The 24,702-nt window shown below is 63.9% G+C and carries 22 protein-coding genes; 14 read left to right on the top strand and 8 right to left on the bottom strand.

Going from position 1 to position 24,702, the window contains the following annotated elements:
- Positions 1-45: 45 nt before the first annotated feature.
- The 5 genes from GM415_RS04510 (at position 46) to GM415_RS18175 (ending at position 5,997) form a co-directional block, all read left to right on the top strand.
- Positions 46-2,241, top strand: a complete 2,196-nt coding sequence (locus tag GM415_RS04510; RefSeq protein WP_158946639.1) for a molybdopterin-dependent oxidoreductase — start codon at positions 46-48, stop codon at positions 2,239-2,241.
- Positions 2,241-2,984 (top strand): 4Fe-4S dicluster domain-containing protein, encoded by a 744-nt coding sequence (locus GM415_RS04505; RefSeq protein WP_158946638.1) that lies wholly within the window; start codon positions 2,241-2,243, stop codon positions 2,982-2,984. The genes GM415_RS04510 and GM415_RS04505 overlap by 1 nt, the downstream gene beginning before the upstream one ends.
- Positions 2,977-3,693 carry a formate dehydrogenase subunit gamma gene (locus GM415_RS04500; RefSeq protein WP_158946637.1) on the top strand — a complete coding sequence of 239 codons (717 nt, stop codon included), beginning with the start codon at positions 2,977-2,979 and terminating at the stop codon, positions 3,691-3,693. Before GM415_RS04505 ends, GM415_RS04500 begins: the two co-directional genes overlap by 8 nt.
- 100 nt (positions 3,694-3,793) lie before the next feature.
- The gene (locus GM415_RS04495; protein ID WP_158946636.1) at positions 3,794-4,888 is read left to right on the top strand and encodes a rhodanese-like domain-containing protein; all 1,095 of its coding nucleotides are present in this window, start codon (positions 3,794-3,796) and stop codon (positions 4,886-4,888) included.
- A 101-nt stretch (positions 4,889-4,989) separates the two neighbouring features.
- Complete coding sequence (locus GM415_RS18175) at positions 4,990-5,997, top strand: rhodanese-like domain-containing protein (RefSeq protein WP_271121213.1); 1,008 nt, start codon at positions 4,990-4,992, stop codon at positions 5,995-5,997.
- A 4-nt stretch (positions 5,998-6,001) separates the two neighbouring features.
- On the opposite strand, the gene GM415_RS04480 is transcribed toward GM415_RS18175, so the two are convergent.
- Entirely contained in the window at positions 6,002-6,649 is a 648-nt protein-coding gene (locus tag GM415_RS04480) for a TorD/DmsD family molecular chaperone (RefSeq protein WP_158946633.1), read from the bottom strand.
- Positions 6,650-6,762: 113 nt separating this feature from the next.
- Between GM415_RS04480 and GM415_RS04475 the strand changes: the two genes are divergently transcribed.
- Together GM415_RS04475 and GM415_RS04470 are read left to right on the top strand one after the other, a co-directional pair.
- A complete protein-coding gene (locus tag GM415_RS04475; RefSeq protein ID WP_158946632.1) occupies positions 6,763-7,059 on the top strand; it encodes a metal-sensitive transcriptional regulator in 297 nt (98 codons plus the stop codon).
- A 33-nt stretch (positions 7,060-7,092) separates the two neighbouring features.
- Positions 7,093-7,356, top strand: coding sequence for a hypothetical protein (locus GM415_RS04470; RefSeq protein WP_158946631.1), 264 nt, complete (start codon positions 7,093-7,095; stop codon positions 7,354-7,356).
- Between the two features lie 79 nt (positions 7,357-7,435).
- Here GM415_RS04470 and era read toward each other — a convergent pair whose 3' ends face one another.
- Positions 7,436-8,344 (bottom strand): GTPase Era, encoded by a 909-nt coding sequence (gene era / locus GM415_RS04465; RefSeq protein WP_158946630.1) that lies wholly within the window; start codon positions 8,342-8,344, stop codon positions 7,436-7,438.
- Positions 8,345-8,609: 265 nt separating this feature from the next.
- Here era and GM415_RS04460 point away from each other — a divergent pair, with 265 nt between their 5' ends.
- Complete coding sequence (locus GM415_RS04460; protein WP_158946629.1) at positions 8,610-10,922, top strand: ABC transporter substrate binding protein; 2,313 nt, start codon at positions 8,610-8,612, stop codon at positions 10,920-10,922.
- Here the strand turns inward: GM415_RS04460 and GM415_RS04455 are convergent.
- A complete protein-coding gene (locus GM415_RS04455; protein ID WP_158946628.1) occupies positions 10,919-11,335 on the bottom strand; it encodes a DnaJ family domain-containing protein in 417 nt (138 codons plus the stop codon). The genes GM415_RS04460 and GM415_RS04455 overlap by 4 nt on opposite strands.
- Positions 11,336-11,413: 78 nt before the next feature.
- Here GM415_RS04455 and GM415_RS04450 point away from each other — a divergent pair, with 78 nt between their 5' ends.
- Positions 11,414-11,707 carry a hypothetical protein gene (locus GM415_RS04450; protein WP_158946627.1) on the top strand — a complete coding sequence of 98 codons (294 nt, stop codon included), beginning with the start codon at positions 11,414-11,416 and terminating at the stop codon, positions 11,705-11,707.
- 114 nt (positions 11,708-11,821) lie between these two features.
- On the opposite strand, the gene GM415_RS04445 is transcribed toward GM415_RS04450, so the two are convergent.
- Complete coding sequence (locus GM415_RS04445; RefSeq protein ID WP_158946626.1) at positions 11,822-12,019, bottom strand: heavy-metal-associated domain-containing protein; 198 nt, start codon at positions 12,017-12,019, stop codon at positions 11,822-11,824.
- A 55-nt stretch (positions 12,020-12,074) separates the two neighbouring features.
- Positions 12,075-14,552, bottom strand: coding sequence for a heavy metal translocating P-type ATPase (locus GM415_RS04440; RefSeq protein WP_158946625.1), 2,478 nt, complete (start codon positions 14,550-14,552; stop codon positions 12,075-12,077).
- A 178-nt stretch (positions 14,553-14,730) separates the two neighbouring features.
- Here GM415_RS04440 and GM415_RS04435 point away from each other — a divergent pair, with 178 nt between their 5' ends.
- A complete protein-coding gene (locus GM415_RS04435) occupies positions 14,731-14,943 on the top strand; it encodes a hypothetical protein (RefSeq protein WP_158946624.1) in 213 nt (70 codons plus the stop codon).
- A gap of 172 nt (positions 14,944-15,115) precedes the next feature.
- Positions 15,116-15,601: a GNAT family N-acetyltransferase gene (locus GM415_RS04430; RefSeq protein WP_158946623.1), complete on the top strand. Its 486-nt coding sequence runs from the start codon at positions 15,116-15,118 to the stop codon at positions 15,599-15,601.
- Here the strand turns inward: GM415_RS04430 and GM415_RS04425 are convergent, their stop codons facing one another.
- Complete coding sequence (locus GM415_RS04425; RefSeq protein ID WP_158946622.1) at positions 15,602-16,030, bottom strand: hypothetical protein; 429 nt, start codon at positions 16,028-16,030, stop codon at positions 15,602-15,604.
- A 295-nt stretch (positions 16,031-16,325) separates the two neighbouring features.
- Between GM415_RS04425 and GM415_RS04420 the strand changes: the two genes are divergently transcribed.
- Positions 16,326-17,765 (top strand): Lcl C-terminal domain-containing protein, encoded by a 1,440-nt coding sequence (locus tag GM415_RS04420; RefSeq protein ID WP_158946621.1) that lies wholly within the window; start codon positions 16,326-16,328, stop codon positions 17,763-17,765.
- A gap of 13 nt (positions 17,766-17,778) precedes the next feature.
- Here GM415_RS04420 and GM415_RS04415 read toward each other — a convergent pair whose 3' ends face one another.
- Both GM415_RS04415 and GM415_RS04410 read right to left on the bottom strand, forming a co-directional pair.
- A complete protein-coding gene (locus tag GM415_RS04415) occupies positions 17,779-19,116 on the bottom strand; it encodes a TAXI family TRAP transporter solute-binding subunit (protein ID WP_158946620.1) in 1,338 nt (445 codons plus the stop codon).
- Between the two features lie 101 nt (positions 19,117-19,217).
- Positions 19,218-20,657 (bottom strand): response regulator, encoded by a 1,440-nt coding sequence (locus GM415_RS04410; protein ID WP_242012346.1) that lies wholly within the window; start codon positions 20,655-20,657, stop codon positions 19,218-19,220.
- A gap of 141 nt (positions 20,658-20,798) precedes the next feature.
- Here GM415_RS04410 and GM415_RS04405 point away from each other — a divergent pair, with 141 nt between their 5' ends.
- Together GM415_RS04405 and GM415_RS04400 are read left to right on the top strand one after the other, a co-directional pair.
- Positions 20,799-23,627 carry a DEAD/DEAH box helicase gene (locus GM415_RS04405; RefSeq protein ID WP_158950764.1) on the top strand — a complete coding sequence of 943 codons (2,829 nt, stop codon included), beginning with the start codon at positions 20,799-20,801 and terminating at the stop codon, positions 23,625-23,627.
- A 171-nt stretch (positions 23,628-23,798) separates the two neighbouring features.
- A complete protein-coding gene (locus GM415_RS04400) occupies positions 23,799-24,575 on the top strand; it encodes a tetratricopeptide repeat protein (RefSeq protein ID WP_158946618.1) in 777 nt (258 codons plus the stop codon).
- Positions 24,576-24,702 lie beyond the last annotated feature (127 nt).

Raw genomic sequence — 24,702 nt, 5'->3', positions numbered from 1 at the left:
TCCACCTGACAATCCCGACGCTGCAAGGGAGAAAGGCGGATCCATATGTCAGAATCCAATCATAAAGTTTCACGCCGCGACTTTTTCAAGGCCTCCGGCCTATTCGCGGCGGGCGCCGTGGGCGGCGCCTCGGTCCTGGGCGGCCTGCGCAAGGCCAGCGCCGCCGCGCCCGCGGTCAAGCCCTGGGACTCCAAGTTCTCGGCCTGCGACATGTGCTTCAACAAGTGCGGACTCATCGCGCGGGTTGAGGACGGCGTGGTGACCAAGCTGGACCCGAACCCTAAATTCCTCAAGTCGCGCAGTATGCTCTGCGCCAGGGGCAACGCCGGCATCCGCCAGGTCTACGACCCGGACCGCCTCAAGTACCCCCTGCTGCGCAAGGGTGAACGCGGCGAAGGCAAGTGGCAGCGCATCCCCTGGGACGAGGCCCTGGACATGGCCGCCGAGAAGATGCTCGAGGTGCGCAAGAAGTACCTGCCCTGCGGGCACCTGTTCTCCGCTGGCACCGACCTGCACTCCAAGTTCGTGGGCAGGCTGGCCGAGGTCTACGGCTCGTTCAACGTCACTTCCCACGAGTCCCTGTGCCTGGTCTCCAACAACCGCGCCTTCCTGGACACCTTCGGTGAGGTTCCCTATGCGGACGTGCTCAACTCCAAGTACGTGCTCATGAGCGGCGCCAACCGGTTCGAGGCCCTGGTCACCCCGGACTCCATGGACCTGATGACCGCCATGCGCGAGCACGGCTGCAAGCTGGTCACCCTGGACCCGCGCTACACCAAGACCGCGGCCCTGTCCGACGAGTGGTATCCCATCCGGCCCGGCACGGACATGGCCCTCATGCTCGCCCTGGCCCACGTCATCATCACGGAAAAGCTTTACGATCCCCAGTGGATCGAGGAAAAGACCTACGGCATCGAGCAGCTCGCCGAGCACGTGAAGCAGTACACCCCCGGCTTTGCCGCCGAGGAGTGCGGCATCCCGGTTGAGGCCATCTCCCGCATGGCGCGCGAGCTGGCGGCCGCAGCCCCGGCTTCCATGGTCTACCCCGGCCGCCGCAGCTCCGACTACGAGGACTCCACCCAGATCAGGCGGGCCTTTGCCATAGTCAACGGCCTGCTCGGCAACTGGGACAAGCCCGGCGGCCTGCTGGCAGCCCGCCAGGTGGGCCTCAAGGGCGTGCCCTATGACGCACCCTGGTACGACGACAACCACTACGAGCGCATCGACGAGGGCAAGGTGCCCATGATGTTCGAGCACGAGGGCTCGTTCCTGATCACCCGCGACGCCATCCTGGCCGACGATCCGTACGAGATCCGGGGCTGGCTGGTCTACAAGACCAACCCCATGGGCACCGCGCCCAACCGGAAGAAGACCATCGAGATGATGAACAAGATGGACTTCGTCACGGTGGTGGACATCGCCATGTCCGACACGGCCTGGTTTGCTGACCTGGTCCTGCCCTCCCAGTCCTATCTGGAACGGTACGATCCCTGCTCCGGTCTTCAGGGCTCCAGCGCCTGCGCCTGTGTCATCAAGCGCGACCCGGTCATCGATCCTCTGTACGAGTCCCGGTCCTGCTTCGACATCATGAAGGGGCTGGCCAACCGCATGGAGCTGGGTGAATACTTCGATTTCACCATCCCCGAATACCGGCAGAAGCAACTGGCCGGGCTGAACAGGGCCGAGGAGATTCTCGACCGTGACGGCGTCTACTACAACCCGTCCAAGGTCTACGGAATCTACGACGGCAAGGTCTACAAGACCCTGTCCAAGAAGGTCGAGCTGTACAACCAGCGCTACGAGCAGATGGGCATCGACCCGCTGCCCAAGTACACGGCCCCGGCCAAGACGCCCAAGAACCAGTTCAGGCTGATCATCGGGCGTGACGCCACGGTCACCCAGACCTCCACGGCCAACAACTCCCTGCTGAACGAGTTCCATCCGACCAACACCCTGTGGCTGAACAGGGAGAAGGCCGCCGAACTCGGCATCAACGACGGCGACCTTGTTCAGGTCTCCAGCGCCGTGGGCACCCAGGAACTCAAGGCCGAGGTCTCGGACAACATCCGTGGCGACACGGTGTACATGCTCTCCGGGTACAACACCCTGTCGACCATGCAGCACCTCTCCCACGGCAACGGCGCGTCCATCAACGAACTCCTGGAAGACGACTACGACGAGGTCACGGGCAACGCGTCCATGCACACCACGTTCGTCTCCGTAACAAGGAAGGTGGCGTAATGGCACAGCAACTGGCGATGGTCATCGATGCGGCCAAATGCATCGACTGCAAGGCCTGCGTGGCCGCCTGCAAGGTGGCCAACCATGTTCCCGAAGGACAGTGGCGCAACTGGATCAAGACCGCCGGGGAGGCTCCGGCGGCGGGCGTTCGGCCCCGGTCCAAGGCGCGCTTCCAGCCCGGCGCGTGCATGCACTGCGAGAATCCTACCTGCGTGAGCGCCTGTCCCACGGGCGCGACCTTCAAGGACGCGGAGACCGGTGCGGTCGTCATCGACGAGACCCTGTGCATCGGTTGCGGCAACTGCATCCCGGCCTGCCCCTACGGCGCGCGCTTCCGCAACGCGGAAAAGCGCAAGGCCGACAAGTGCAACTACTGTCCCGAGCGCCGCGCTCAGGGGCTGCTCCCGGCCTGCGTGGACACCTGCCCGACCAAGGCCCGCGTGTTCGGCGACATCAACGACCCGAACTCCGAGGCCGGGCTCCTGTACCGCAAGAACAAGGAGCGGCTGACCCGGGTGGCGGCCAAGACCGACACCAAGCCCAACATGTTTTACCTCGGCGATCCCGGTCCCGGCGACTGGGGTGGCGAAGCGGTCGTGCCCGCCTCCATGGTGGCCATGCAGCAGTCCGCCCCGCTGATCAAGGGCATCGTCGGCCTGTCCGGCCTGGGCGTGCTGGCCATGCTCGGCCGCCAGCTCTTTGCCGGAAGCGATGATTCCCACAAGGAGGATTCCGATGCCTAAGACCTACAAGCGGCATGACAAATCCGACATCTTCATCCACTGGTTCAACGCCGCGTGCTGGCTGCTCCTGCTCCTGACCGGCGTGGGCCTGATTCAGAACCCCGCCATCGACCCGTTCGGCTCGGGCTATCCCGAGGCCATGCGTTCCATGGTGGGCGGAGGCGGCAACCTGCTGCTCATCCACGAATACATCGGCCTGGCCTGGATCACCGGCTTCGTCCTCTACCTGCTGGTCAACTTCCGGGGCGCGGCCTTTTTCCTGGGAGAGGTCTTCGCCGTCAGTCCGGCCCGCGACATGGGCTGGATGCTCAAGAAAATGGTGCTCATGACCCTGGGGCCCAAGGCCCTCAAGGCCGTGGGCGTCGACCCGACCCTGCCCGACCAGGGCTATTACAACATGGGTCAGAAGGCCTTTGCCCAGGCCAGCGTGGTTGGCGGCATCGTCATCGCGGCCACCGGCGTGATCATGCTCCTGTCCGACCGGACCTTCGGGGCCGAGTCCACGGGGCTGATCGGCTGGGCCGTGGCCGTGCACTTCATCGCCGTGGGTCTGGTCTTCGCCGGGCTGCTGGTCCATGTCTACATGGCCGCCATCTCCCCCGAGGAACGCCCGGGCTTCAAGTCCATGTTCACCGGCGTGGTCCCCGACGGCTACGCCAAGCATCACCACAGACTGTGGTGGGAAAAGGTCAAGACCGGCGGGGAATGATCCCCCCGGAAACGATAGTGTTTATGCAAAGGGCTCTGCCCGGCGGAGAAGGGCCGCCGGGCGGGGTTTGTACCCAACCCGATCTCCCGAGGAGAGTGTCATGAAAAAGAGAGTGATGGCCGTCGCCGTGATGCTGGCTTTCGCGCTGACCGCCCTGGCCGGCACCGCCCTGGCCAACGAGGCCAAGGAATTCAAGAAGTTCCACAGCATCGTGGACTATTCGTTCGTTGCAAAGTACGCCAAGATGCCCAAGCCCAAGGGCGTGATGATCGTGGACTCGCGTCCCTACAAGCCCAAGTACGTGGAAGGGTACATCCCGACTGCGGTCTCCATTCCCACCAGCCAGTTCGACAAGATGGTGGACAAGCTGCCCGCCAACAAGGGCGACCTGCTGATCTTCTACTGCGGCGGCTTCAAGTGCCCGCTGTCCCACAAGGCCGCGTTCAAGGCCGAGGCTCTCGGTTACACCAACGTCAAGGTCTATGCCGCCGGCTTCCCCGATTTCAAAAAGAAGGCCCCGTACTACTCCATCGGCCTTGAGAGCCTGAGCGCCATGCTCGCCAACGGCGACAACTTCGTCTCCATCGACGCCCGCCCGTACAAGAAGTACCTGGGCGGCGCCATCCCCGGCGCGCTGGGCATCCCCGAGCGCGACTTTGCGGCCAAGCGCGGCATGTTGCCCGTGGACAAGGCCAACGTGACCCTGGTCTACTACTGCGGCGGCTACAAGTGCGCCCTGTCCCACAAGTCCGCGGTCAAGGCCCGCTACCTTGGCTACAAGAAGGTCGTGGTCGCCGAAGCCGGCTACCCCGGCTGGAAGGAGATGTTCGGCGGCGGTTCCGCCATGGAAGTCAAGGCCGGTGCGGCCGAAGGCGCCGTGGACACCGACTGGTTCCTGAAGACCATCAAGGAGAATCCGTCCGCGATCCTGCTCATCGACGTGCGTGACCCCGCCGAGTACGCCGCCGGTCACTTCCCGTCCGCCATCAACATGCCCGTTGACGCAGTGGAGAAGAAGGCCAAGGAAATCCCCACTGACAAGCCCATCGTCTTCTCTTGCGCTTCCGGCGCACGCGCCGGCGAGGCCTACTACCTCTACATGGACCAGGTTCCGGACGCCAAGAACGTCTTCTACCTGGAGGCCACCAACGACTTCGGCGAAGACAACAGCTATGAGGTGCATCCCAACAAGTAGTCGGGAGCCCATAACACCCATGGGCCGGGGGCCGTCACAGCGGTCCGATCCAACAAGCCCCCGGCCTCGCATCCTGTACTGAACAGGGCAAGGAGGAGATCATGCGGAAACCACGTAAGTTTGCGGCATGCCTGCTTCTTGCCCTGTGTCTTTTCGCGCTGCCGGCCTCGGCGGACGAGAATGAAATCTGGTGGAAGGACGCCGTGGATGAGGCCGCCCGGGAAGGATACTCGCTCATCGACACCCGTGATCTTGCCGAGCTGCTCGACTCGGACACCGACGCCATCATCATCGATGCCCGGGCGGACTATGAGTTCGAGGCCGGTCATGTTCCCGACGCGGAGAACCTTGAGTTCGACCTGGGCGACAAGCTCTCCCTTTCGCAGGAGAAGCGCGCGGCGTTCGAGGAACTGGTGGGGAGCGACCGCAAGCGCAAGCTGGTCATCTACTGTCGGAGTTTCCGTTGACTGCGCAGCAGTATTGCAGCGCACTGGGCAGTGCGCATGGGGTACACCAACGTGTACCGGTATCCGAGGGGGTTCCATGGCTGGAAGGCGTCTCATCCGGAGTTGGTCTCGGGCGACGAGGGCAAGCGCAAGGTCCTGGCTGTGGGCGACCTGTTCCCGGACTGCCGGGTGGCTGTGCTCAGCGGAGACAGGGACCGGGAATATCTCGGCCTGCCGTCGGGCGCCCGCTGGCTTTCCCTGGCCGACCTCAAGGCGAAGTTCGTGCTCATCCAGATGTACAACACCATGTGCAACGACTGCGTCAGCGAGACCAAGAAGCTCTCGCAGTTCGCCGAGCGGGTGGAGTCCGATCCGGTCCTGGCCGGAAAGCTCAAGTTCATCGGGCTGGGCGTCTTCGACACCAACAGGGACGTGGTCAGGTTCCGCAAGCACTACGACGTGTCCTACCCGCTCTTTTCGGACAGCCACGGACAGATCTTCGAGTGCCTGGGCCAGGCGCAACTGCCCCTGGCCTATCTGGTCCGGTCGCAGGGCGACGGGAACTGGATCATCGAGTTGGTGAAACGCGGCTACTTCGAGCCGGACGACCACTTCCTGGAAACGCTCAGGATGGCGGTGACCGACTCCAAGGCAACGCCCTGATCGGCTACTTGTCGGCTCTGGAGCTCAGCTCCTCCAACAGGGCCACGGCAAGGTCGGCGGCGTGCGTGAACACGGGATGGGGCGTGCCCTCGAGCAGCGCGTCCCGGAAGCGGGCCACCCAGGGGAGCATGGTCTCTCCGGAAAAGGCCAGGGCTTCCGCCTCCCGGGTGCCGTCCTGTTCGGCCCAGGCCGTGGACAGCAGGTGGTGGAGGTATTCCAGCTCCAGGGAGAGGTGGTCCGGGGGCTCGTTGGAGGGAAGGGCGACTTCGAGTCCGGCCTCGGCCAGCCTCGAGCGCATGGACAGGGCGGCCTCGCCCATGACGCCCGATTCGCCGGGCCGGTGGCAGGACTCATAGGGCGGGGCGACAACGCCGCCGCGTCCTGCCACGAAAAGACGGACCTGTTCGGAGAGCAGTTCGTCAATGATTCCGATGGTATTTTCAGAGGAGTCTAATGCTCCTTGCAGTTTTTCGAGCGTATCCGTAAGCTGTCCCGTCCGAATCGGGGCACGGGCCGCCAAGGCAGGCAGGCCCGTATCGCGGATCGCGGCCCAGCCAGCGCTGTCGGGGGTGCGGAACAGCGCGGCGAGCAGTTCGATGACATTGAGAAGGAAGATCTGTTCATCGACAGGGCTGATGACGGGTACGGGCACGGGAACGCCTCCTTTGTCCGTGATGATACGTACCCTGCGAGGGTACGGTATTACGGGCGGAACGGCAACGTTGTACGCCGCCCGGGAAGGGTTTTACCGGTGAGGAGAAGAGGATGAACGGTACGGCAAGCGAAATTGAACAGGAGCGGCTCAAGAAGAACGTCCTGGCGCGCATGAAGCGCATCGAAGGGCAGGTGCGCGGCATCCAGCGCATGATCGAGGACGGCAAGGAGTGCGAGGAGATTCTGGTCCAGGTCCGGGCCGTGCGCTCCGCGCTCCAGTCCGCCAACAAGCTGATTCTGAAGCGGTACATGATCCGCTGCCACCACGACGCCATGATCAACGGCACCAATCCCGAGGATTCGCTGGACAAGTTCATCAAGGTCCTGACCGGCTTCCTCGATGGCTGATACACTGAAATAGATCAAGACAAGGAACCACACATGAAAAAAGCGTTTTTGGCCCTGTGCCTCTTCGCAGCCCTGTGCCTGCCTGCGCAGGCCGAACCCAACTACAATGTCTGTTTTTTCTCCCTGGACGCCGATGGCAACGAGGCCGTGTCCAAGGGTGAGTTTCTGGTAGCCTTTTCCGACGGCGACATGACGGTCTTCGAAGCCGCCGACCAGGACAAGGACGGCTCTGTATCCCACGACGAGTGGGAGAGCTACAAGGAGAGCAAGGGGTTCGAGGACGCCCACGGGGAATAGCGCCCCGCAGACATGGCAAAGCCGCCGTTCTCTTCTCGGAGAGCGGCGGCTTTGTCGTGTCCGGTGAATTTCTAATGGGCTATTCGCCCAGCCCCATGGCTCGCAGGAAGCCGGGGTCCTCGGTCCAGCCGGAGCGGACCTTGACCCAGAGCTCGAGGTGGACCTTGCAGCCGAGCAGCTCGGCGATTTCCTTCCTGGCCTCGCTGCCGATCTTCTTCAGGTTGCTTCCCTGCTTGCCGATGATCATGCCCTTGTGGTTCTTCTGCGCCGTGTAGATCACCGCGTTGATGATGGCGGTTCCGGGCCGCGTCTGTTCGTCCCAGGCCTCGATCTCCACGGCCGTGGAATAGGGCAGCTCCTGCCGGAGGGAATAGAACAGCCGCTCGCGGATGATCTCCGCAGCCATGAACCGGACAGGCGCGGTGGAAATCTGGTCCTCCGGGAACATGGGCGGTCCCTCGGGGATGAAGTCGAGCAGGCGGGCCAGCAGTTCCTCTGTTCCCTGGCCGCGCAGAGCGGAAACCGGAATGAACTCGGCCTCTGGCCACAACGCGCCCAGCCGGGCCATGACCGGCAGCAGGGCGGGCTTGTCCTTGATCCTGTCCACCTTGTTCACCGCCACCAGCACGGGACGGCCGGTCTCGGCAACGGGCTTGACCAGCGGCTTGATCTCCTTCTCCAGCAACTGGGGCTTGGCCGCGTACAGGGCCGCGTCCAGCAGCACCACCACCGCGTCCGCACCGGACAGGGCGTTCCAGGCCGATTCCAGCAGGAAACGGTTCATCTTGCCCCGGAGCTGGTGGATGCCGGGCGTGTCCAGGAACACGATCTGGGCGTCGTCGTCCGTGTAGATGCCGCTGATGCGGTTGCGGGTTGTCTGCGGGCGGGGCGACACTATGGCCACCTTCTGTCCGAGATAGCGGTTCATGAGCGTGCTTTTGCCCGCGTTGGGCGGCCCGATCAGGGCGACGGTTCCGAATTTGTGCATTGCTGTCCTTGCTGCTTTGGCTTGCGGGCGGCTGGTGCCGCCCATGCCCCACCGCCTAGCCGCGTTTGACGGAAAAAGCAACACGGAGGGGCGGCGGAACGAAAAAATATCATGGTCCGCTGGAAGCGGAGCTTATATTGTTCATTCTCCGTATAATTTCAAGCTAGCGTTTAATAACGATATGCGTTCAACGTTGATTATCGCCGCCATCCTCCTTCTTCTTGTTCCAGCCATGGCCGGGGCACGGGGGTCGCGGGTGTTGCTTTTGAGCGCGTACCATCCGTCCTTTCCCTCCTTTCACGCCCAGGTGGACGGGCTGCGGGAGGTTCTGTCAGCCAACAACGTGGACCTCGATGTGGAGTTCATGGACTCCAAGCGGTTCTTCACCCCGGAGAACCTGGGGAATTTCACCCGTCTCCTGCAATACAAGCTCGAAAATCTTCCGCCCTACGACGTGCTGGTTGTAGCGGACGACAACGCCCTGGACTATGCCGTGGAAAACCGGGACACCCTGTTCAAGGGGCTGCCCGTGGTCTTTCTGGGCATCAACAATGCGCAGAAAGCCATGCGGCTTCACCGCACCCTCGGCATGACCGGCGTCATCGAACAGGTCTCCATGGAACAAACCGTCGAGTTGATGCGTCTGCTTCTTCCCGACACCAGAAACGTGGTCGTGCTCACTGACGCTACGCCCTCCGGGCAGGAGGACCTGAAGCGGTTCAAGGAGATAATGCGCCTGCGGGGCGACGAGCGATATTCCGTCTTCGACCTCTCCACCATGCGCTGGGAGGACGCGTCGACCATGCTTCACCGCCTGTCCTCCAGGGACGCCATTCTGCTTCTCTCCTGCTACCGCGACCAGGACGGCAAGACCGTGGATTTCGAAGAGGGGCTCGGCGTGGTTACCGGCAGCGCCAACCTGCCCGTCTTCCATCTATGGGAGCACGGCATCGGCAAGGGCATCGTCGGCGGGAAGGTCATCTCCTTCACGGAACACGGCAGGCTTGCCGGAGAACTCGTCCTCAACATCCTGGCGGGGGGAAAGCCCAAGGACCTGCCGGTCGTCACCGGAGGCAAGGCCAATGTCCTCCTTTTCGACAAGCTCGCCCTGGAGCGTTTCCATATCCCGACGAGTCTCCTGCCGCAGGGCAGCGTCCTGCTCAATTCGGATCCGACTTTCTGGGAGGCGAACCGCGTCCTTCTCATCGAGGTGGGAGTGCTCGTCCTCATGCTCGTCCTGGTGGGGGCATGCCTGTACCGGATCAACCGGGCCAAGGTGAGAGTGAACGAACAGCTCGTGGAAAACGAGAAGCAATATCGGGCCTACATGGAAAACGCGCCGGACGGTGTGCTGGTCTTCGACCCGGAAGGCGTTATTCTCCAGGCCAACGCGGCCATGTCCGAGATGGTCGGCTATGGCGAAGATCGCCTGGCCGGGGAGTCGATCTTCAATCTGCTCCCCGCCGCCGTTCATGAGCGGGCCAGGGCCGATCTCTCCTCGCTGCTGCGGACTTCGGCCCACACGGGCGGTTATGAATTGCTCCGCCAGGACGGGAAATATGCCTACGTCCGGTTCAACGGGGTGCTCCTGGACAACGGGAACATCCTGGGCTTCTGCCAGGACGTGACGGAGATCAAGCGCAAGTCGGACGCCCAGAAAGAGAGCGAAATGCTTTTCCGCAGCCTGCTGGAGCAGGCGGGCGACAGCGTCTTCGTCTGCGACATGGAGGGACATTTCCTGTTCGTCAACGACGCAGCCTGCCTGACTCTTGGCTATACTCGCACCGAACTCCTGGAGCTCAAGACGTGGGAGGTCGATCAGGCCCTGGCCGACAGCAGCAGGCGCATGGGGTTCTGGTCGCAGAACGCCGTCATCACCGAAAGCACCCACCGCAGGAAGGACGGGACCACCATTCCCACGGAGCTCAAGACCGCGCGCCTCAAGGTGGGTGGCAAGGATGTTCTGCTCGTCATCTCACGGGACATCAGCAAGCGGAGGGAAAAGGAGCGCCGGGAGCGGAGCAAACAGGTCATCAACCAGGCCCAGGCCGAGATCATCAAGTCTCTCTCCTCGCACAGTGCCACTGTCCGCTCCATCGCGAAGCAGGTCTACGACTGGGCGTTGCGGCTTACGGGCAGCCGCTACTGCTATGTGGGAATGATCGACCCGCGCTCCCATGACCTGCAGATTCTTGCGATCTCGGTAATGCAGGAGGGCCTGTGCCGGTTGGAATCGGACAACATGGCCTTTAAGCAGGAGGACGGCATTTACCCGGCCCTGTGGGGCGAGAGCCTGAATACGGGAAAGGGATTCTACAGCAATATGCCCGCCAACCACCCCATGGCCAAGGGCGTTCCCGAAGGACATGTGAAGCTCACCCGGCTTCTGTCCGTTCCCTGTGTCTATGAGGCGGGCGTCGTCGGACAGGTCGCCGTGGCCAACGCGGATCAGGACTACAATGACGAGGATCTGGAAACTCTCGAAACCCTGGCCAACCTCTTTGCCCTGGCCATCTATCAGATTCGTATGGAACGCGAACTGATCCAAGCCCGGCGACAGGGGCGTGACAAGGACTAACCGGCGTCCTCTTCAGTCCCGGAGGAGCCGAAACGTTTTTCGGCGAGGCGGACCTTCTCCACGATGCGGCGGTAGTAGTCGTCACTGGCCTCGAGGTTGACCGGCCTGCCCCGACGCTCGTTCATCTTCATGATCATCACGTTGAGCTTCTGCATCTGGCGGTAGCGCTCGCTCTCGTCCTCCATCCACTCCAGGAGGTCGATGGTCTGGATGATCTCCTTCTCCTCGGCGACCTCGGCGGGCATGTATCCGGAGTTCTTCAGCATCCGGTACGCCATGCGCAGCTCTGCCGGCAGGTTCATGGCCTCGTCGGGCGGCAGCGGCTTGCCCGCGCCTTCCAGGTTGTCGAACTTGCCCTCCTCAAGAGCCCGTCTGATGCGGTCCTCGGACACGATCTGTGAATACGACAGCATGGCCCTCTTTTCCCACAGCCCAATCGGCTTGTCAAAACAACGGGACGCGGCCTACAATCATTTTTACGGAGAAAGAACATGCCCACCAATATCGCCATGGAAATCCTGTCCGCCTGGAAGCGCAAACGGAACCAGAATCCCTCCGCAGACCAGGCCACCCTCTTCAAATACATCCTGTGGGAACGTTTCGCCGACCGCATGATCGCTGACGACGAGATGGAAGCCATGGCGCATGGCGCCACCTCCCTGGCCGATCTGGCCCTGCGCGTGCTCCAAAGGGAGAAACCGGCCATGAAGGAAGAGCCCCTTTCTTCCAGCGCCCGGACCGCCATTCGTCAGTTCTTCGTCATGAATTATCCCGAGGGGCTATAAAGGGGCATGACGCCCCGGGGCCCACGTTCCCGCTGTAAATTTTGACCGGCTCCGGGCCGGACGCACGCCGCCAACCGGCACGGTCCGCGGCGCGCGCCCTTGCGTCCCGTGCGCCTAGCGGACCACCTCGAAGCCGATCTTGTCGATGGCTTCCTTGATGTCCTCGGGGGAGATGGGCGCGTCTTCGGTGTACTTGACGTCGCCGGTGAGCAGGTCCACGGCCACGTCCTTGGCGCCGAGTTTCTCCATGGTTTCGGTCACGGACTTGACGCAGTGCTGGCAGCTCATGCCTTTGACTGTTACTTCGGGCATTGGATTCTCCTTGAAGGCTTGGGCGGGGCGTCTCCGCTTCCGCCCGTTGTTTCCATTACTTGAAAAATCGCAATCGCAGGGCGTTGGAGACCACGGTCACGGAGCTCATGGCCATGGCCGAGCCCGCGATCATCGGGTTGAGGGTCGGTCCGCCGAAGAGGTGGAGGACCCCGGCGGCCACCGGGATGCCGATGGTGTTGAAGGCGAACGCCCAAAACAGGTTCTGCTTGATGTTGCGCATGGTTGCCCGGGAGAGATTCAGACCGGTGAGCAGGGCGTGCAGGTCGTTCTGCATGAGCACCACGTCGCCGGACTCCACGGCCACGTCGATGCCGCCGCCCATGGCGATGCCGATGTCGGCCCGGGCCAGGGCGGGCGCGTCGTTGATGCCGTCGCCGACCATGGCCACCTTGCGGCCTTCGGCCTGGAGCCGGGCCACTTCCTCGGCCTTGCGCTCGGGCAGGACCCCGGCGATGACCGTGTCGATGCCCGCCTTGCCCGCCACGACGCGGGCATTGGCCTCCTTGTCGCCGGTGAGCATGACCGGGGTCAGCCCCTGCTCCTTGAGGGCGGCGACCACCTCCGGGCTCTCGTCGCGCATCTCGTCGCTGATGGCGAACAGGGCGTTGAGCTTGTTCTCGCTGGCGAAGTAGACCACCGTGGCCCCCTGGCTCTCGTAGTGGGGCACGGCCTGGGGCGAGAGGGTGTCCTCGCCGAAGCCGAGGCCGTTCTCCTCCATGAGCGCCCAGTTGCCGATGAGGATTTCGCGGTAGCCCACCTTGGCGCGGATACCCTTGCCCGGGATGGCCTCGAATTCGTCGGGCGCGGGCAGGTCGTCTCCAAGCTTTTTGGCGTGGCGAACCATGGCCTGGGAGAGCGGGTGCTCGGACTGGGATTCGGCTACGCCTGCCAGGTACACGGCCTCGGTGCGGGCCATGGTGCCCCGGACCATGGTCACGTCGGCCACCTCGGGCCTGCCGTGGGTCAGGGTGCCGGTCTTGTCGAAGACCACGGTGTCCAGGTCGCCCGCCTCCTGGAGGGCGCGGCCGGACTTGATGAGCACGCCGAGCTGCGCGCCCCGGCCTGTGCCGACCATGATGGAGACCGGCGTGGCCAGCCCCATGGCGCAGGGGCAGGCGATGACCATGACGGCCACGAAGATGCGCAGGGAGAACGGGAAGCCCGCTCCGCCGATGTACCAGGCCAGGCCCGAAATCAGGGCGATACCCATGACCGCGGGCACGAAATAGAAGCTGATGCGGTCGGCCAGGTTGGCGATGGGGGCCTTGGAGCCCTGGGCCTCCTGCACCATCCGGATGATGCGCGCCAGGGTGGTGTCCTGGCCCACGCGCTTGGCCGTGACGGTCAGGGCGCCGTGGGTGTTGAGCGTGCCGCCCGCCACGGAGTCGCCGGGCTCCTTGGTCACGGGCATGGGCTCGCCGGTGAGCATGGACTCGTCCACCGAGGAGCGGCCCTCGGCCACGGTGCCGTCCACCGGGATGCGCTCGCCGGGACGGACCAGGAGCGCGTCGCCCGGCTCCACCTCGTCCACGGCGATGGAGACCTGCTCGCCGTCCTTGAGCAGGGTGGCCGTGTCCGGGGTGAGCTGCATGAGGGCGCGGATGGCGTCCGAGGTCTTGAGCTTGGAGCGCGCCTCGAAATACTTGCCCAGGGAGATCATGGCGATGAGCACGGCGGCGGACTCGTAGTAGAGGTCCATGGCCAGCCCGGCGTGGCCGCCGATGAGCAGGGCCAGGGTGTTCCATAGGGAGTAGAGGAAGGCCGCGCCCGTGCCCATGGCCACCAGGGAGTCCATGTTCGGGCCGCCGCGCAGCAGGGCCGGGATGCCCTGGAGATAGAAATTCCTTCCCGACCAGACCACGGGAAGGGTCAGGGCGAGCTGAACCAGGGCGAAGGTGGCCGGGGCGTGGGCCGGGTCGAGCCAGGCGGGCAGCGGCATGCCCCACATGTGGCCCATGGAGAGGATGAGCAGCGGCAGGGCGAAGAGGAAGGCCGGGATGAGCTCCCGCTTCTGGGCGGCCAGTTTTTCCTCGGCCTCGCGACGGCGCTCCTCGAAGCTGCTGGACGCGGCGGACTGGACCTCGGAGGTGAAGCCCGCGTCGGCGATGGCCTGGCGGATGTCCCGGCGCGTGACCTGGGAGGGGTCGAAGGTGAAGGAGCCGGTGTTGGCGGCCAGGTTCACGGCAGCGGCGTTCACGCCCGGCAGCTTGCCGGTCACCCGCTCGATGCGGGCCGAGCAGGCCGCGCAGTGCATGCCGCCCAGGGCGAGGTTGAGCTCCTCCAGCCCTCCGGCGGAGGGTTCCGGGAAAAGGGCCTCGAAGCCGAGGTCCTTGATGCGGCTTCCGATCTCGTCCAGGGAGACCGTGTCCGGGTCATAGGTCAGGGCCATGGTTTCGGCGGCCAGGTTGACCGAGATCGAGTCCACGCCGTCCATCTTGCCCACCACCCGCTCGATGCGTCCCGAGCAGGCCGCGCAGTGCATGCCGTTGACCTGTGCCTGTACTGTTTCCATAAGGGAGCCGTCCTTCCTTGCAGGGTCAAAAGCCCATAGTGCGCACTCGAACCCGCTTTGGCAAGGGGTGGGCAAGTTTCGTCACTTGTCGGCACCTTATCTTACTCCGTTTTATTTGACAGCATATCGTGGCCACAGATAATATGTTGTCATTCAATATTTAATAATAAGTAGAACAGTGAAGCTTGCATCGATATGGAACTCATTCAAGGCCAACACGAGGCGAACCAAGGTCGTGACGGCCTTCACCCTCGCCATCCTGCTGTGGGCCATAGCCGGCTTTTTCAAGCGGAACGCGTGGTTTTTTCTTCCTATCCTCCTCTGCCTGGGCGACGACGTGGTGGGCTTTTACCGGATCGCCCCGCACTGGTGGTGGGTGGGCTTTACCTAGGCCGGGCGGCTGCCGTGAAATCGTCAATCGCCAGACGCCAAAAGAGCTCCGAACCGAAGCGTAGATACGCACATGCGAGGGGCTGCCACTCTTGAAGCAACGACGCGGGTGGCGGGGTATCGGCAATCCGCAACATTGACGGAGGCAACGTATAGGCGCAGTATTCCAGGCCATGAATGGGCTTACCTTGCATCACAATGAGGAAGGGGCGACCGAGGCGGTCATCCTCCACCACGAGGCGTACTACCGCGACCGTTGGGGATTCGACTGCCGGTTCGCGGAGCAGGTCGGGCAGGAGCTGGGCGAGTATCTGGGCCGGTTCGATCCGGCGCTGGACAGCTACTGGTGGGCGGAGATGGACGGACAGTTCGCCGGGGCCGTGTATGTGGACGGCACCCAGACCCTGGGCGAGGCGCGGCTGCGCTGGTTCATCGTGCCGGAGGGGTTTCAGGGGGCCGGGCTGGGCGCGGCGCTGCTGGCCACCGCCCTTGAGTTCTGCCGGACCAGGCGGTTTTCCACGGTGTACCTGTGGACCTTTGCCGGGCTGGACGCGGCCCGGAAGCTCTATGAGCGCAACGGTTTCGTCCTTTGCGAGGAGCGCCCGCACGAAGGCTGGGGACCGAAGGTCACGGCCCAGAAATTCGAATGGAAACCCTGATCAGACCACGCTCGCCAGCATGTTGCCGGGAGGGGGCAGGATGTCTTCGGTGCTCTTGGCGTAGGCCGCCAGTGCGGTCTTGATGCGGTGCAGGGACGGCGAGGAATCGCCGGACGAGGCGTCGGACTGCGCAGACCCCTGATAGTCGCGGTATACTGCCCCGGAGGCCCCCACCTCGGCGCGCAGGGATTCCACCTCGCGTTCGGCCCGGAAGGCCTGTGCCTGCTTCTTCTGTTCGCGTACGTCGCGGGAAAGGGAGGGGTCGAGCGTGGTGCTCTGCGATTCGTAGTCCAGCCCGAACTTGCCCAGCCGAAAGCCGAACAGCGTGGTCTTCACGCTGGCCTGGGGTTCGGTGCGCACGGACTCGCGCTGCCTGACGGCCAGCGCGTTCCTGCGGTACTGTTCAGAGGCGTGGGAAGCGACCCGCACGTCTCCCTCCTACGATATTCCGCCCGCCTTTTTTCCCATGAAAAAAGGCCGTGGCGCGTTACATCGCAGCCCGGCCGTCCCTGAAACTTTCGTTTCGCTCACTCCAGAGGGACCCGTGGTTTTCCGCTTCCCGTCCGTGGGAATTGGCAAATCCGAATCGGTCAAATGGAATGTTACTATAGAAACATTAAGACGGTTTGGCAAGAGGGAGATTCCGCCGCCCTAACAGGCCCGCCCTGTCAACCTTGTGGGAGGCGGCGCGTTGGGTATACTGGCAACACAACCAGGAGACGCAATGCTGAAAAAAGGATTCTATTGCCTGATGTTCTGTCTGTTCACCCTGGCCGGAAAGGCGTGGGGACTGGGCTATCCCGTGGTGGATACCGGCCAGGACGCCTGCTTCGACGAAAGGGGACAGGTCGCCTGTCCCGGACCTGACGAGGCGTTCCGCGGGCAGGACGCCCAATACCGAGGCAACCGGGCCAGGTACAGGGACAACCGGGACGGCACTGTTTCGGATCTGGTCACCGGCCTGATGTGGGTCAAGGCCAGGGGCGGGCGCATGTCCTGGGACAAGGCCATGGACGAGGTGCGCCGCTGCCGCGTTGGCGGGTATGACGACTGGCGCGCTCCCACCATCAAGGAGCTCTACTCGCTTATGGACTTCAACGGCTGGGTCCAGGGCAGGGAGCGCGACTCGATCCCCTACCTGGACACCCGCTATTTCGGCTTCGAGTACGGCAATCCCAGCCAGGGGCAGCGCGTCATCGACTGCCAGGACTGGTCCTCCACCGTCTACCGGGGACAGACTCTGGGCGGCAACCCCAGCGCGTTCGGTGTGAACTTCGCGGACGGCCGGATCAAGGGGTATCCCCAGTACGACCATCGCGGCCTAGGGCGCTTCATGCGCTTCGTGCGCGGCAACCCGAACTACGGGAAGAACGATTTCCTGGACAACGGCGACGGCACGGTCTCGGATCGGGCCACAGGCCTGACCTGGCAGCGGAAGGACAGTGGCGGAACCAAAAACTGGCGCCAGGCCCTGGCATACTGCGAGAATTTGGAACTCGGCGGACGCACGGACTGGCGGTTGCCGAACGCCAAGGAGCTCCAGTCCATCGTGGATTACACCCGCTCGCCTCCAGCCACCGGGTCGGCGGCAATTGATCCGATCTTTGCCGTCACCGAGCCGGAGTCCTATTTCTGGACTTCGACCACACATCTGAGCGGCCCCAGGCCGGACAGGGCCGTCTACGTGGCCTTTGGCCGGGCCATGGGCTACTTCGCCCCGCCCGGGAGCAGCGCGGCCAAGCTGTTTTTGGACGTCCACGGCGCCGGAGCCCAGCGCAGCGATCCAAAATCCGGCAACCCGGCCCGATTTCCCCAGGGCCACGGCCCACAGGGCGACGACATCCGCATCCTGAACTACGCCCGTTGCGTCACCGATGGCGGGGTGGCCATGATCGAGCCGGAGAATTTGCCGATCCCGGCGTGGAAGGGCGGCGATCCGAACATAAGCAGGCAGGGACAGGGCATGCGTCAGGGGTCGGAACAGGGCATGCGTCCGCGCGGAGGGCCGCCTGAGGAGGCGTATACGGCTTGTGAAAACAAGGAGTTGGGCGACGGCTGCACGGTGCGTACGCCCCACGGCACCCTGTCCGGCATCTGTCGGAATACACCGGACGGCACGGTCTGCGTTCCCGAGGGGCGCATGGGACCGCCGCCCATGCAGTAGTCCGGTCAGAGGCCTAGACGGCCTCTTCCTCCCCGTCGCTGCCCGTGGCTATCTTGTCCAGGCGTATCTGGATCAGCCGGATGTGCAGGCGCAGGGAGTAGATGTAGTCCATGTAGGAAAGCGGGACCGACGTCTCCATGACCTGTTTATCCAGGGCCAGGAGTTCGTCCAGCATCTCCCTGACCTCTTCGGGCGAGGTCGTGTCGTAGGCCTTGATGTCCAGCGCCTTGAGATCCTTGTACCATTTGAAGATGCGGCGGCGGATCTGCCAGCGGTATGCGGGCGGTGTGACCTTGAACAGGGGATACAGCAGGGTCAGCAGTGGAATGAGCAGGATCTTGAGCCGTTCCAGGGTCACGGCGAGCTGGAAGGGGAGATAGCGCATGAGCAGGGGCGGGCCGTTCTTGTAGAAGCTCTCGGCCTCGCTGCTGAGCGGGAAGAGCACGGCTTCCTTGTTCGGGAACTGGCCGGGCCTGGCAAAGATGTCGCCCTTGCGGTGGATCTCGTCGGCGGCCAACAGGAAGAGATATTTGAGGGCTCCGTGCAGGTCCTCCCGAACCACCAGGTTGGCCGTGGGCGCCACCAGGGAGACGTCCTTGGCGGGCACGTCCAGGGCCAGATCGATGCCGCCCCGCGGCAGGGTCAGCTTGGTCAGGTAGGGATGGGATCGCGCGTAGGTCTCGGCCCGGTCAAAGGAGAGCAGCCGCACACGGCTGTCGGGTCTTGTCAGGCTCTCGACCACGGCGGACCGGGTCCCGGCTATGGCGAACAGTGCGTCCAGCTTGCCCTTGACCAGCTCCGGAGCGGCCTCGCCAGCGCCCATGTCGATCAGGTGGGAGTTTTCCGCAGTGATCCCGTTTTCTTCCAGCAGACGGGCGACCACATGAGCGGTGCCGCTGCCCTCGGCCCCGATGGCCACCCGCTTCCTCTTCAGGCTGGTCAGGTTCTTGAGCCCGGCGCGCCGGGAATGGAAGAGCCAGATGGGCTCGTAGTAGAGGGAGCCGAGACTTTGCAGGTCCGGGTGCTCCTCGGGCGTGGTGATGCCGCCCTGCATGAAGGCCGCGTCGATGGTGCTGTTCTCCGCGCTCATTTGCGCCAGGTTGTCCATGGAGCCCTTGGTCTCGATAATCTCCAGCTCAAAGCCCTGTTTCGCGAAATAATCTGCGTATTCCCTGGCGTACTTGGCATAGGCGCCCGAGGGCCCGCCCGTGGCGATGGTCACCTTGTTCGGCGGCAGGGGTTCGACATACTGGTAGGCGACCCAGACTGCTGCGCACAGCAGCAGGGCGGCTCCTCCGTAGACGAGCAGGGTCATGGTCTGATGGGACTTGATGAGCTTGAGGATCTTCATGGCGGCCGGGCGGTTGGAGTTCAGGGATTGTGGAACCCTACCGCAACCGGACCTCCGGCGCAAGGCGAACCGTTCCCGGAGTCTGCAGGCCAGAGGCGCTGTCAGCTTTCGTAGTCCTGCCGGAACTCCTCGGGGATATCCATGTTGCCGCCCGTGCGTTCGAACCAGGCCAGGAAGGCGTCCACGCAGGTGGGGCAGAGCTGCCTGCCCCGCTCTTCCGTAATGATGTCCACAGCCACCCGGCGGGGCATGGAGTCGCGGTAGGGCCGCTCCGAGGTGATGGCCTCGTACACGTCGGCCACGGCCACCAGGCGGGCGTTGAAGGGGATGTCTTCGCCCTTGAGTCCGGCGGGGTAGCCCTTCCCGTCCCAGCGCTCATGGTGATAGAGCGTGACCTCCAGGATGTCGTGCAGGCTTTTGATGGGCCGCAGGATATCGGCCACCACGTTGGAGTGGTCCTTGACGTGTTCGTATTCGACGTCGTCGAGCCGGTCCTTCTTGAGCAGCACGTTGTCGCGTACGCCGATCTTGCCCAGGTCGTGCAGTTGGCCGATGAGCAGCAGGCGGTCCAGCTCAAAGCGGGATAGCCCGAGTTCTCCGCCGATGCCCACGGCGATGCGGGCCACGCGTTCGGAGTGGCCGCGTGTCATGGGGTCGCGCGCTTCCAGGGCCTGGACCAGGCTGGCGATGGCCGCGAGAGTCAGCTCATGCTCCATGCGCAGCCGTTCCTTCTCTTCCAGCAGCAACCGGAAGTTGGAGGAGAAGACCTCTTCGATGACAATGGAAATCTGCGCCGTGGTGAACGGCTTGACCAGGAAAGAGGCGGCGCCTTCGCGCATCAGTCGGCGCATGACCGGCTTGTCGCCCAGGGACGACATGACGATGACCGGCAACGAGCCGTATTCCTTGGACTTCTTGATGGCCCGGCACAGCTCCGCACCGTCCATTTCGGGCATCATCAGGTCCGTGATGACCAGGTCGGGCTTGAATCCGGGCAAGAGGTCCATGGCTTCGCGTCCGTTTTCCGCCGTCTGCACCACGAATCCTTCCTCCTCGAGGTCGGACTGGAGGAACAGGCGTACGCTGGAGGAGTCGTCCACCACCAGAATGCGGCTGCCGGTCAGGAAGCTGCGGGCCTGCAGGATATCCTTGATCCGCTGGATGTTTTCATCCATGTCCCCGCCCTTGGACAGGTAGGCGTCCACGCCCAGGCGGAAACCCTGCTCCACGTTCTCGTCCGAGTCCCGGGTCGAGAGGACGATGATCGGGATGTGCGAAGTCTTGAATTCGCCCTTGAGTCTGGCGCAGAGCTCAAACCCGTCCATGTTCGGCATGTCGATGTCCGTGATGACCAGGTCGAAGTCCTGCTCCACGGCGTAGCGCAGCCCTTCCTCTCCGTCCACGGCCAGGGAGACCGCGAAACCCGCCTCGCTCAGGCTCTTGTCCAGCGCGTAGCGAACCGAGCTGGAGTCGTCCACCACGAGAATTCGGGCGGGCTCTATCGGATCGGCTTGTTTTGCAGCATATCTGTTTGTCGGCACAACGGTTCTCCTCGGCACTACCATGCGGCAAAATGTCGGACCGGACAATTATATTGATTCACCAGTTATGGCGTACTACCATCCGCCCCCGTGGACAAGACAGTAGAACACTATGTCACTGCATTGCTGGAAAGCGAGCGCATGGCGCATCAGGTGGCGCACCATCGAATTCTGGATGGCGCGGACTCCCGGTATGCCGAGCCTCGTCGTCCGCTGAGCGCGCCCCTCCGTCACGCCCTTTCGCTCATGGGCATCGAGCGGCTCTACTCCCATCAGGCCGAGGCCGCCGACTACGTGCGCGCCGGACGCCACGTGGTGGCCGCCACGCCCACGGCCTCGGGCAAGACCCTGACCTATAACCTGCCGGTCATGGAGCGTTGTCTGGCCGACCCCGAGGCCAAGGCCCTCTATCTCTTTCCGCTCAAGGCCCTGGCCCAGGACCAGCTCAAGGCGTTCAACGAACTGGCCGCCCTCCTCCCGGAGGAGCGCCGCCCCACGGCCGCCATCTACGATGGGGACACCTCGCCGCATTTTCGCAAGAAGATCCGCAACTCGCCGCCCAACGTCATCCTGTCCAACCCGGAGATGGTCCACCTGTCCATGCTCCCCCACCACGCCTCCTGGGCCGAGTTCCTGTCCGGCCTGACCCACATCGTGGTGGACGAAGTGCATACCTACCGGGGCGTCATGGGCTCGCACATGGCCATGGTCTTCCGCCGTTTGCTCCGGCTGTGCGAATACTACGGCGCGCACCCCACCTTCGTCTTCTGCTCGGCCACCATCGGCAACCCCGTTGAGCTCTGCCACCTGCTTACCGGCCTGGAGGTCCACCCCATCCTCGAATCGGGCGCGGCCAGGGGCGGGCGGCACATGATTTTTCTCAACCCGGACGGCTCCCCGGCTCAGGCCGCGATACAGCTTCTTCAGGCCGCCCTGGCCCGGGATCTGCGCACCATCGTCTATTGCCAGTCGCGAAAGCTGACCGAACTCATCGCCCTGTGGGCCGCCGAAAAGAGCGGCAAGTACAAGGGGCGTATCTCCGCCTACCGCGCCGGATTCCTGCCCGAGGAGCGGCGCGAGATCGAGATGCGCATGGCCGACGGGGACCTGCTGGCGGTCATCTCCACCTCGGCCCTGGAGCTGGGCATCGACATCGGCGGCCTCGACGTCTGCATCATGGTCGGCTACCCCGGCTCGGTCATGGCCACCCACCAGCGCGGCGGTCGGGTGGGGCGTTCGACGCGCGACTCCGTGGTCGCCCTGGTAGCCCAGGAGGACGCCCTGGACCAGTATTTCATGCGCAATCCGGACGATTTCTTCTCCCGTCCGCCCGAGTCGGCCATGCTCAACCCGTACAACCCGGTGATCATGGACCGCCACCTGGTCTGCGCGTCCGCCGAGCTGACCCTGCGTCGGGCCGAGACCTTCCTGCGCGAGCCGGACATCGAAACCCGCGTGGAGGAGCTGGTGGAGCGGGGCGTGCTCTTCGAAGTGGCGGGCGACCTGCCCGGCCACGCCGCCGAGATTGTCTCCCACCGCAAACGGCCGCATCGGGAAGTGGACCTGCGCGGCGCTGGCCGCTCTCTGCACATCGAGGACAATACCCAGGGCGGCAAGGCTCCTGTCATCGGAACCATCGACGAGTTCCGCGCCTACCGCGAGACCCACCCCGGCGCGGTCTACCTGCACCGGGGCGAGACCTACGTGGTCACCGACCTGGACCTCGGAGCCAAGGCCGTCCGCTCGGTGCGCCAGCGGGTGGGCTATTACACCAAGGTGCGCGGCAGCAAGAGCACCGACATCCTGGAGGTCCTCGGACAGAAGGCGTGCTTCGGCACCCGCGTCTACTTCGGGCGGCTCAGGGTCACCGAGCAGATCACCGGCTACGAAAAGCGCAGCGTGCGCGGCGGCAAGCTGCTCGGCATCACCCCACTGGACCTCCCGCCGCTGGTCTTCGAGACAGAGGGCGTCTGGTTCGAGGTGGGGCACGAGATCCGCCGCCGCTGCGAGGACGAGTTCCTCCACTTCATGGGCGGCATCCACGCCTTCGAGCACGCCGCCATCGGCATGCTGCCCCTGCTGGTCATGACCGACCGCAACGACCTGGGCGGCATCTCCACGCCCATGCACCCGCAGGTGGATGGACCGGCGGTTTTCATCTATGATGGCATGCCGGGCGGAGCAGGGCTGACCCGCCAGGCCTTTGACAAGGCCGGAGAGCTGGTCGAAACCACGCTGCGTACCATAACGGGCTGCGAGTGCGAGCTGGGCTGCCCGTCCTGCGTGCATTCGCCCAAGTGCGGGTCCGGCAACCGGCCCATCGACAAGCGCGCCGCCCAGTTCGTGCTGGAAGCGATCCTGCACGGCGACCCCAAGGCCATCGAACCAAAGGACATCGACGTGAATCTCCCCGGCATAGATCTGAAACGGCCCGCTCCCAAACGCTACGGCGTGCTCGATATCGAGACCCGCTACTCCGCCGACGAGGTGGGCGGCTGGAACCGCGCCGACCGCATGGGCGTGTCCATTGCCTGCGTCTACGATTCGGAGGACGGCGCCATGCACGACTACGAGCAGGACCGGATGGACGACCTGGTGTCCCACCTGAAGGACTTTGACCTGGTCATCGGCTTCAACCACGTGAAATTCGACTACGCGGTCCTGGGTGGGCTCCACCCCTTCAATTTTCGCTCCCTGCCCAATCTCGACCTGCTGGTGGAGATCAACAACCGGCTGGGCTACCGGCTCAAGCTGGACAACGTGGCCCAGGCCACTCTGGACATCGGCAAGTCCGCGGACGGCCTCCAGGCCCTCAAGTGGTGGAAGGAGGGCCGCCTGGACCTGATCACCGAATACTGCCGGCAGGATGTGGCCGTCACCCGCGACGTCTATCTCTTCGGGCGCGAAAACGGGCACGTCTTCTTCACCAACAAGGCCGGGCAAAAGGTCAAGCTGCCCGTGGACTGGTAGCGTCGTGGTGAAGGGAAAATATCGGGCAACCCTCTGCCGAGCCCGCGAAGGACGCGAGAGCAACCCGTGTCCGGCGGCGGTCCGCCGGGCGGTTCGGCTTGCACTTTTTCCGTCAACGCGGCATTCGTGCGTTATTGAACACTCCGGCAACCCCAACCCAAGGATGTAATCATGCCGCTGTTTCGAATGGTTTATACCACAGTCTACTCCTTCGTTTTTCTCGCCGTCATTCCCTACCTCTGCTTCTCCTTCCCCATGCCCGAGTTGGGCGCGGAGATAAAAACCGCCGCTCGAGAGGGCGATCCCGCAGCCCAGTATCAACTGGCGCGCATGTACTTCGAAGGCGTCACTGTGGAGCGGGACGTGGACAAGGCCATGGAGTGGGCCGCCAAGGCCGCCGATCAGGGCCAGCGTGAGGCGCAGTTCACCCTCGGTCTCATGTACCTGGGGGGCAAAGGGGTGGCCCAGGACACGCAAAAGGGCATCGCCCTGGTTCGGGCTGCCGCCGAGCAGGACATGCCACGCGCCCAGGCCGTCATGGCCCTGGCCTACGCACAGGGCGAGGGCGTGGAAAAGGACACCGGCAAACTGGTCCAGTGGCTCAAGCGCGCCGCCCATAACGAGGACGCGCCCAGTCAGTACAATCTGGCCGTGCTCTATCTCGCCGGACAGTTCGTGAAACGCGACGTGCAGCAAGGCAAGGAACTGCTCATCCGGTCCGCCGACCACAATTTCCTCGAAGCCCAGGTTGCCCTGGGAGAGGTGTTCCTCTCCGGTATCGCGGGCAAGCCGGACCGCGTCCAGGCCTGCAAGTGGTTTGCCATCGCCGGGAGCCAGGGCCATCCCCGGGCCAACCAGCTCCTGATGCTGGTCACCAAGGAGATGACCAAGGACGAAATGAACGAGGCCGCCGACCAGGCCAACGCCTGGATCGGGGCACGGCGGTAGAGAGCGCCTCTGGGCTCGCTTTGCCTGCGGTTGTTTGATGCAAAAAAGGGCGGCTGACCTGTCGGTTGGCCGCCCTTTGTCGACTTTTCCCCATCTCGGGCGTGAGGGGGCCGCCTCCGGCCTGCGC

The sequence above is a fragment of the Pseudodesulfovibrio cashew genome, from assembly GCF_009762795.1.
GTDB classification, from domain to species: Bacteria; Desulfobacterota; Desulfovibrionia; order Desulfovibrionales; family Desulfovibrionaceae; genus Pseudodesulfovibrio; species Pseudodesulfovibrio cashew.
This window is presented reverse-complemented; position numbering and strand designations above follow the sequence as displayed.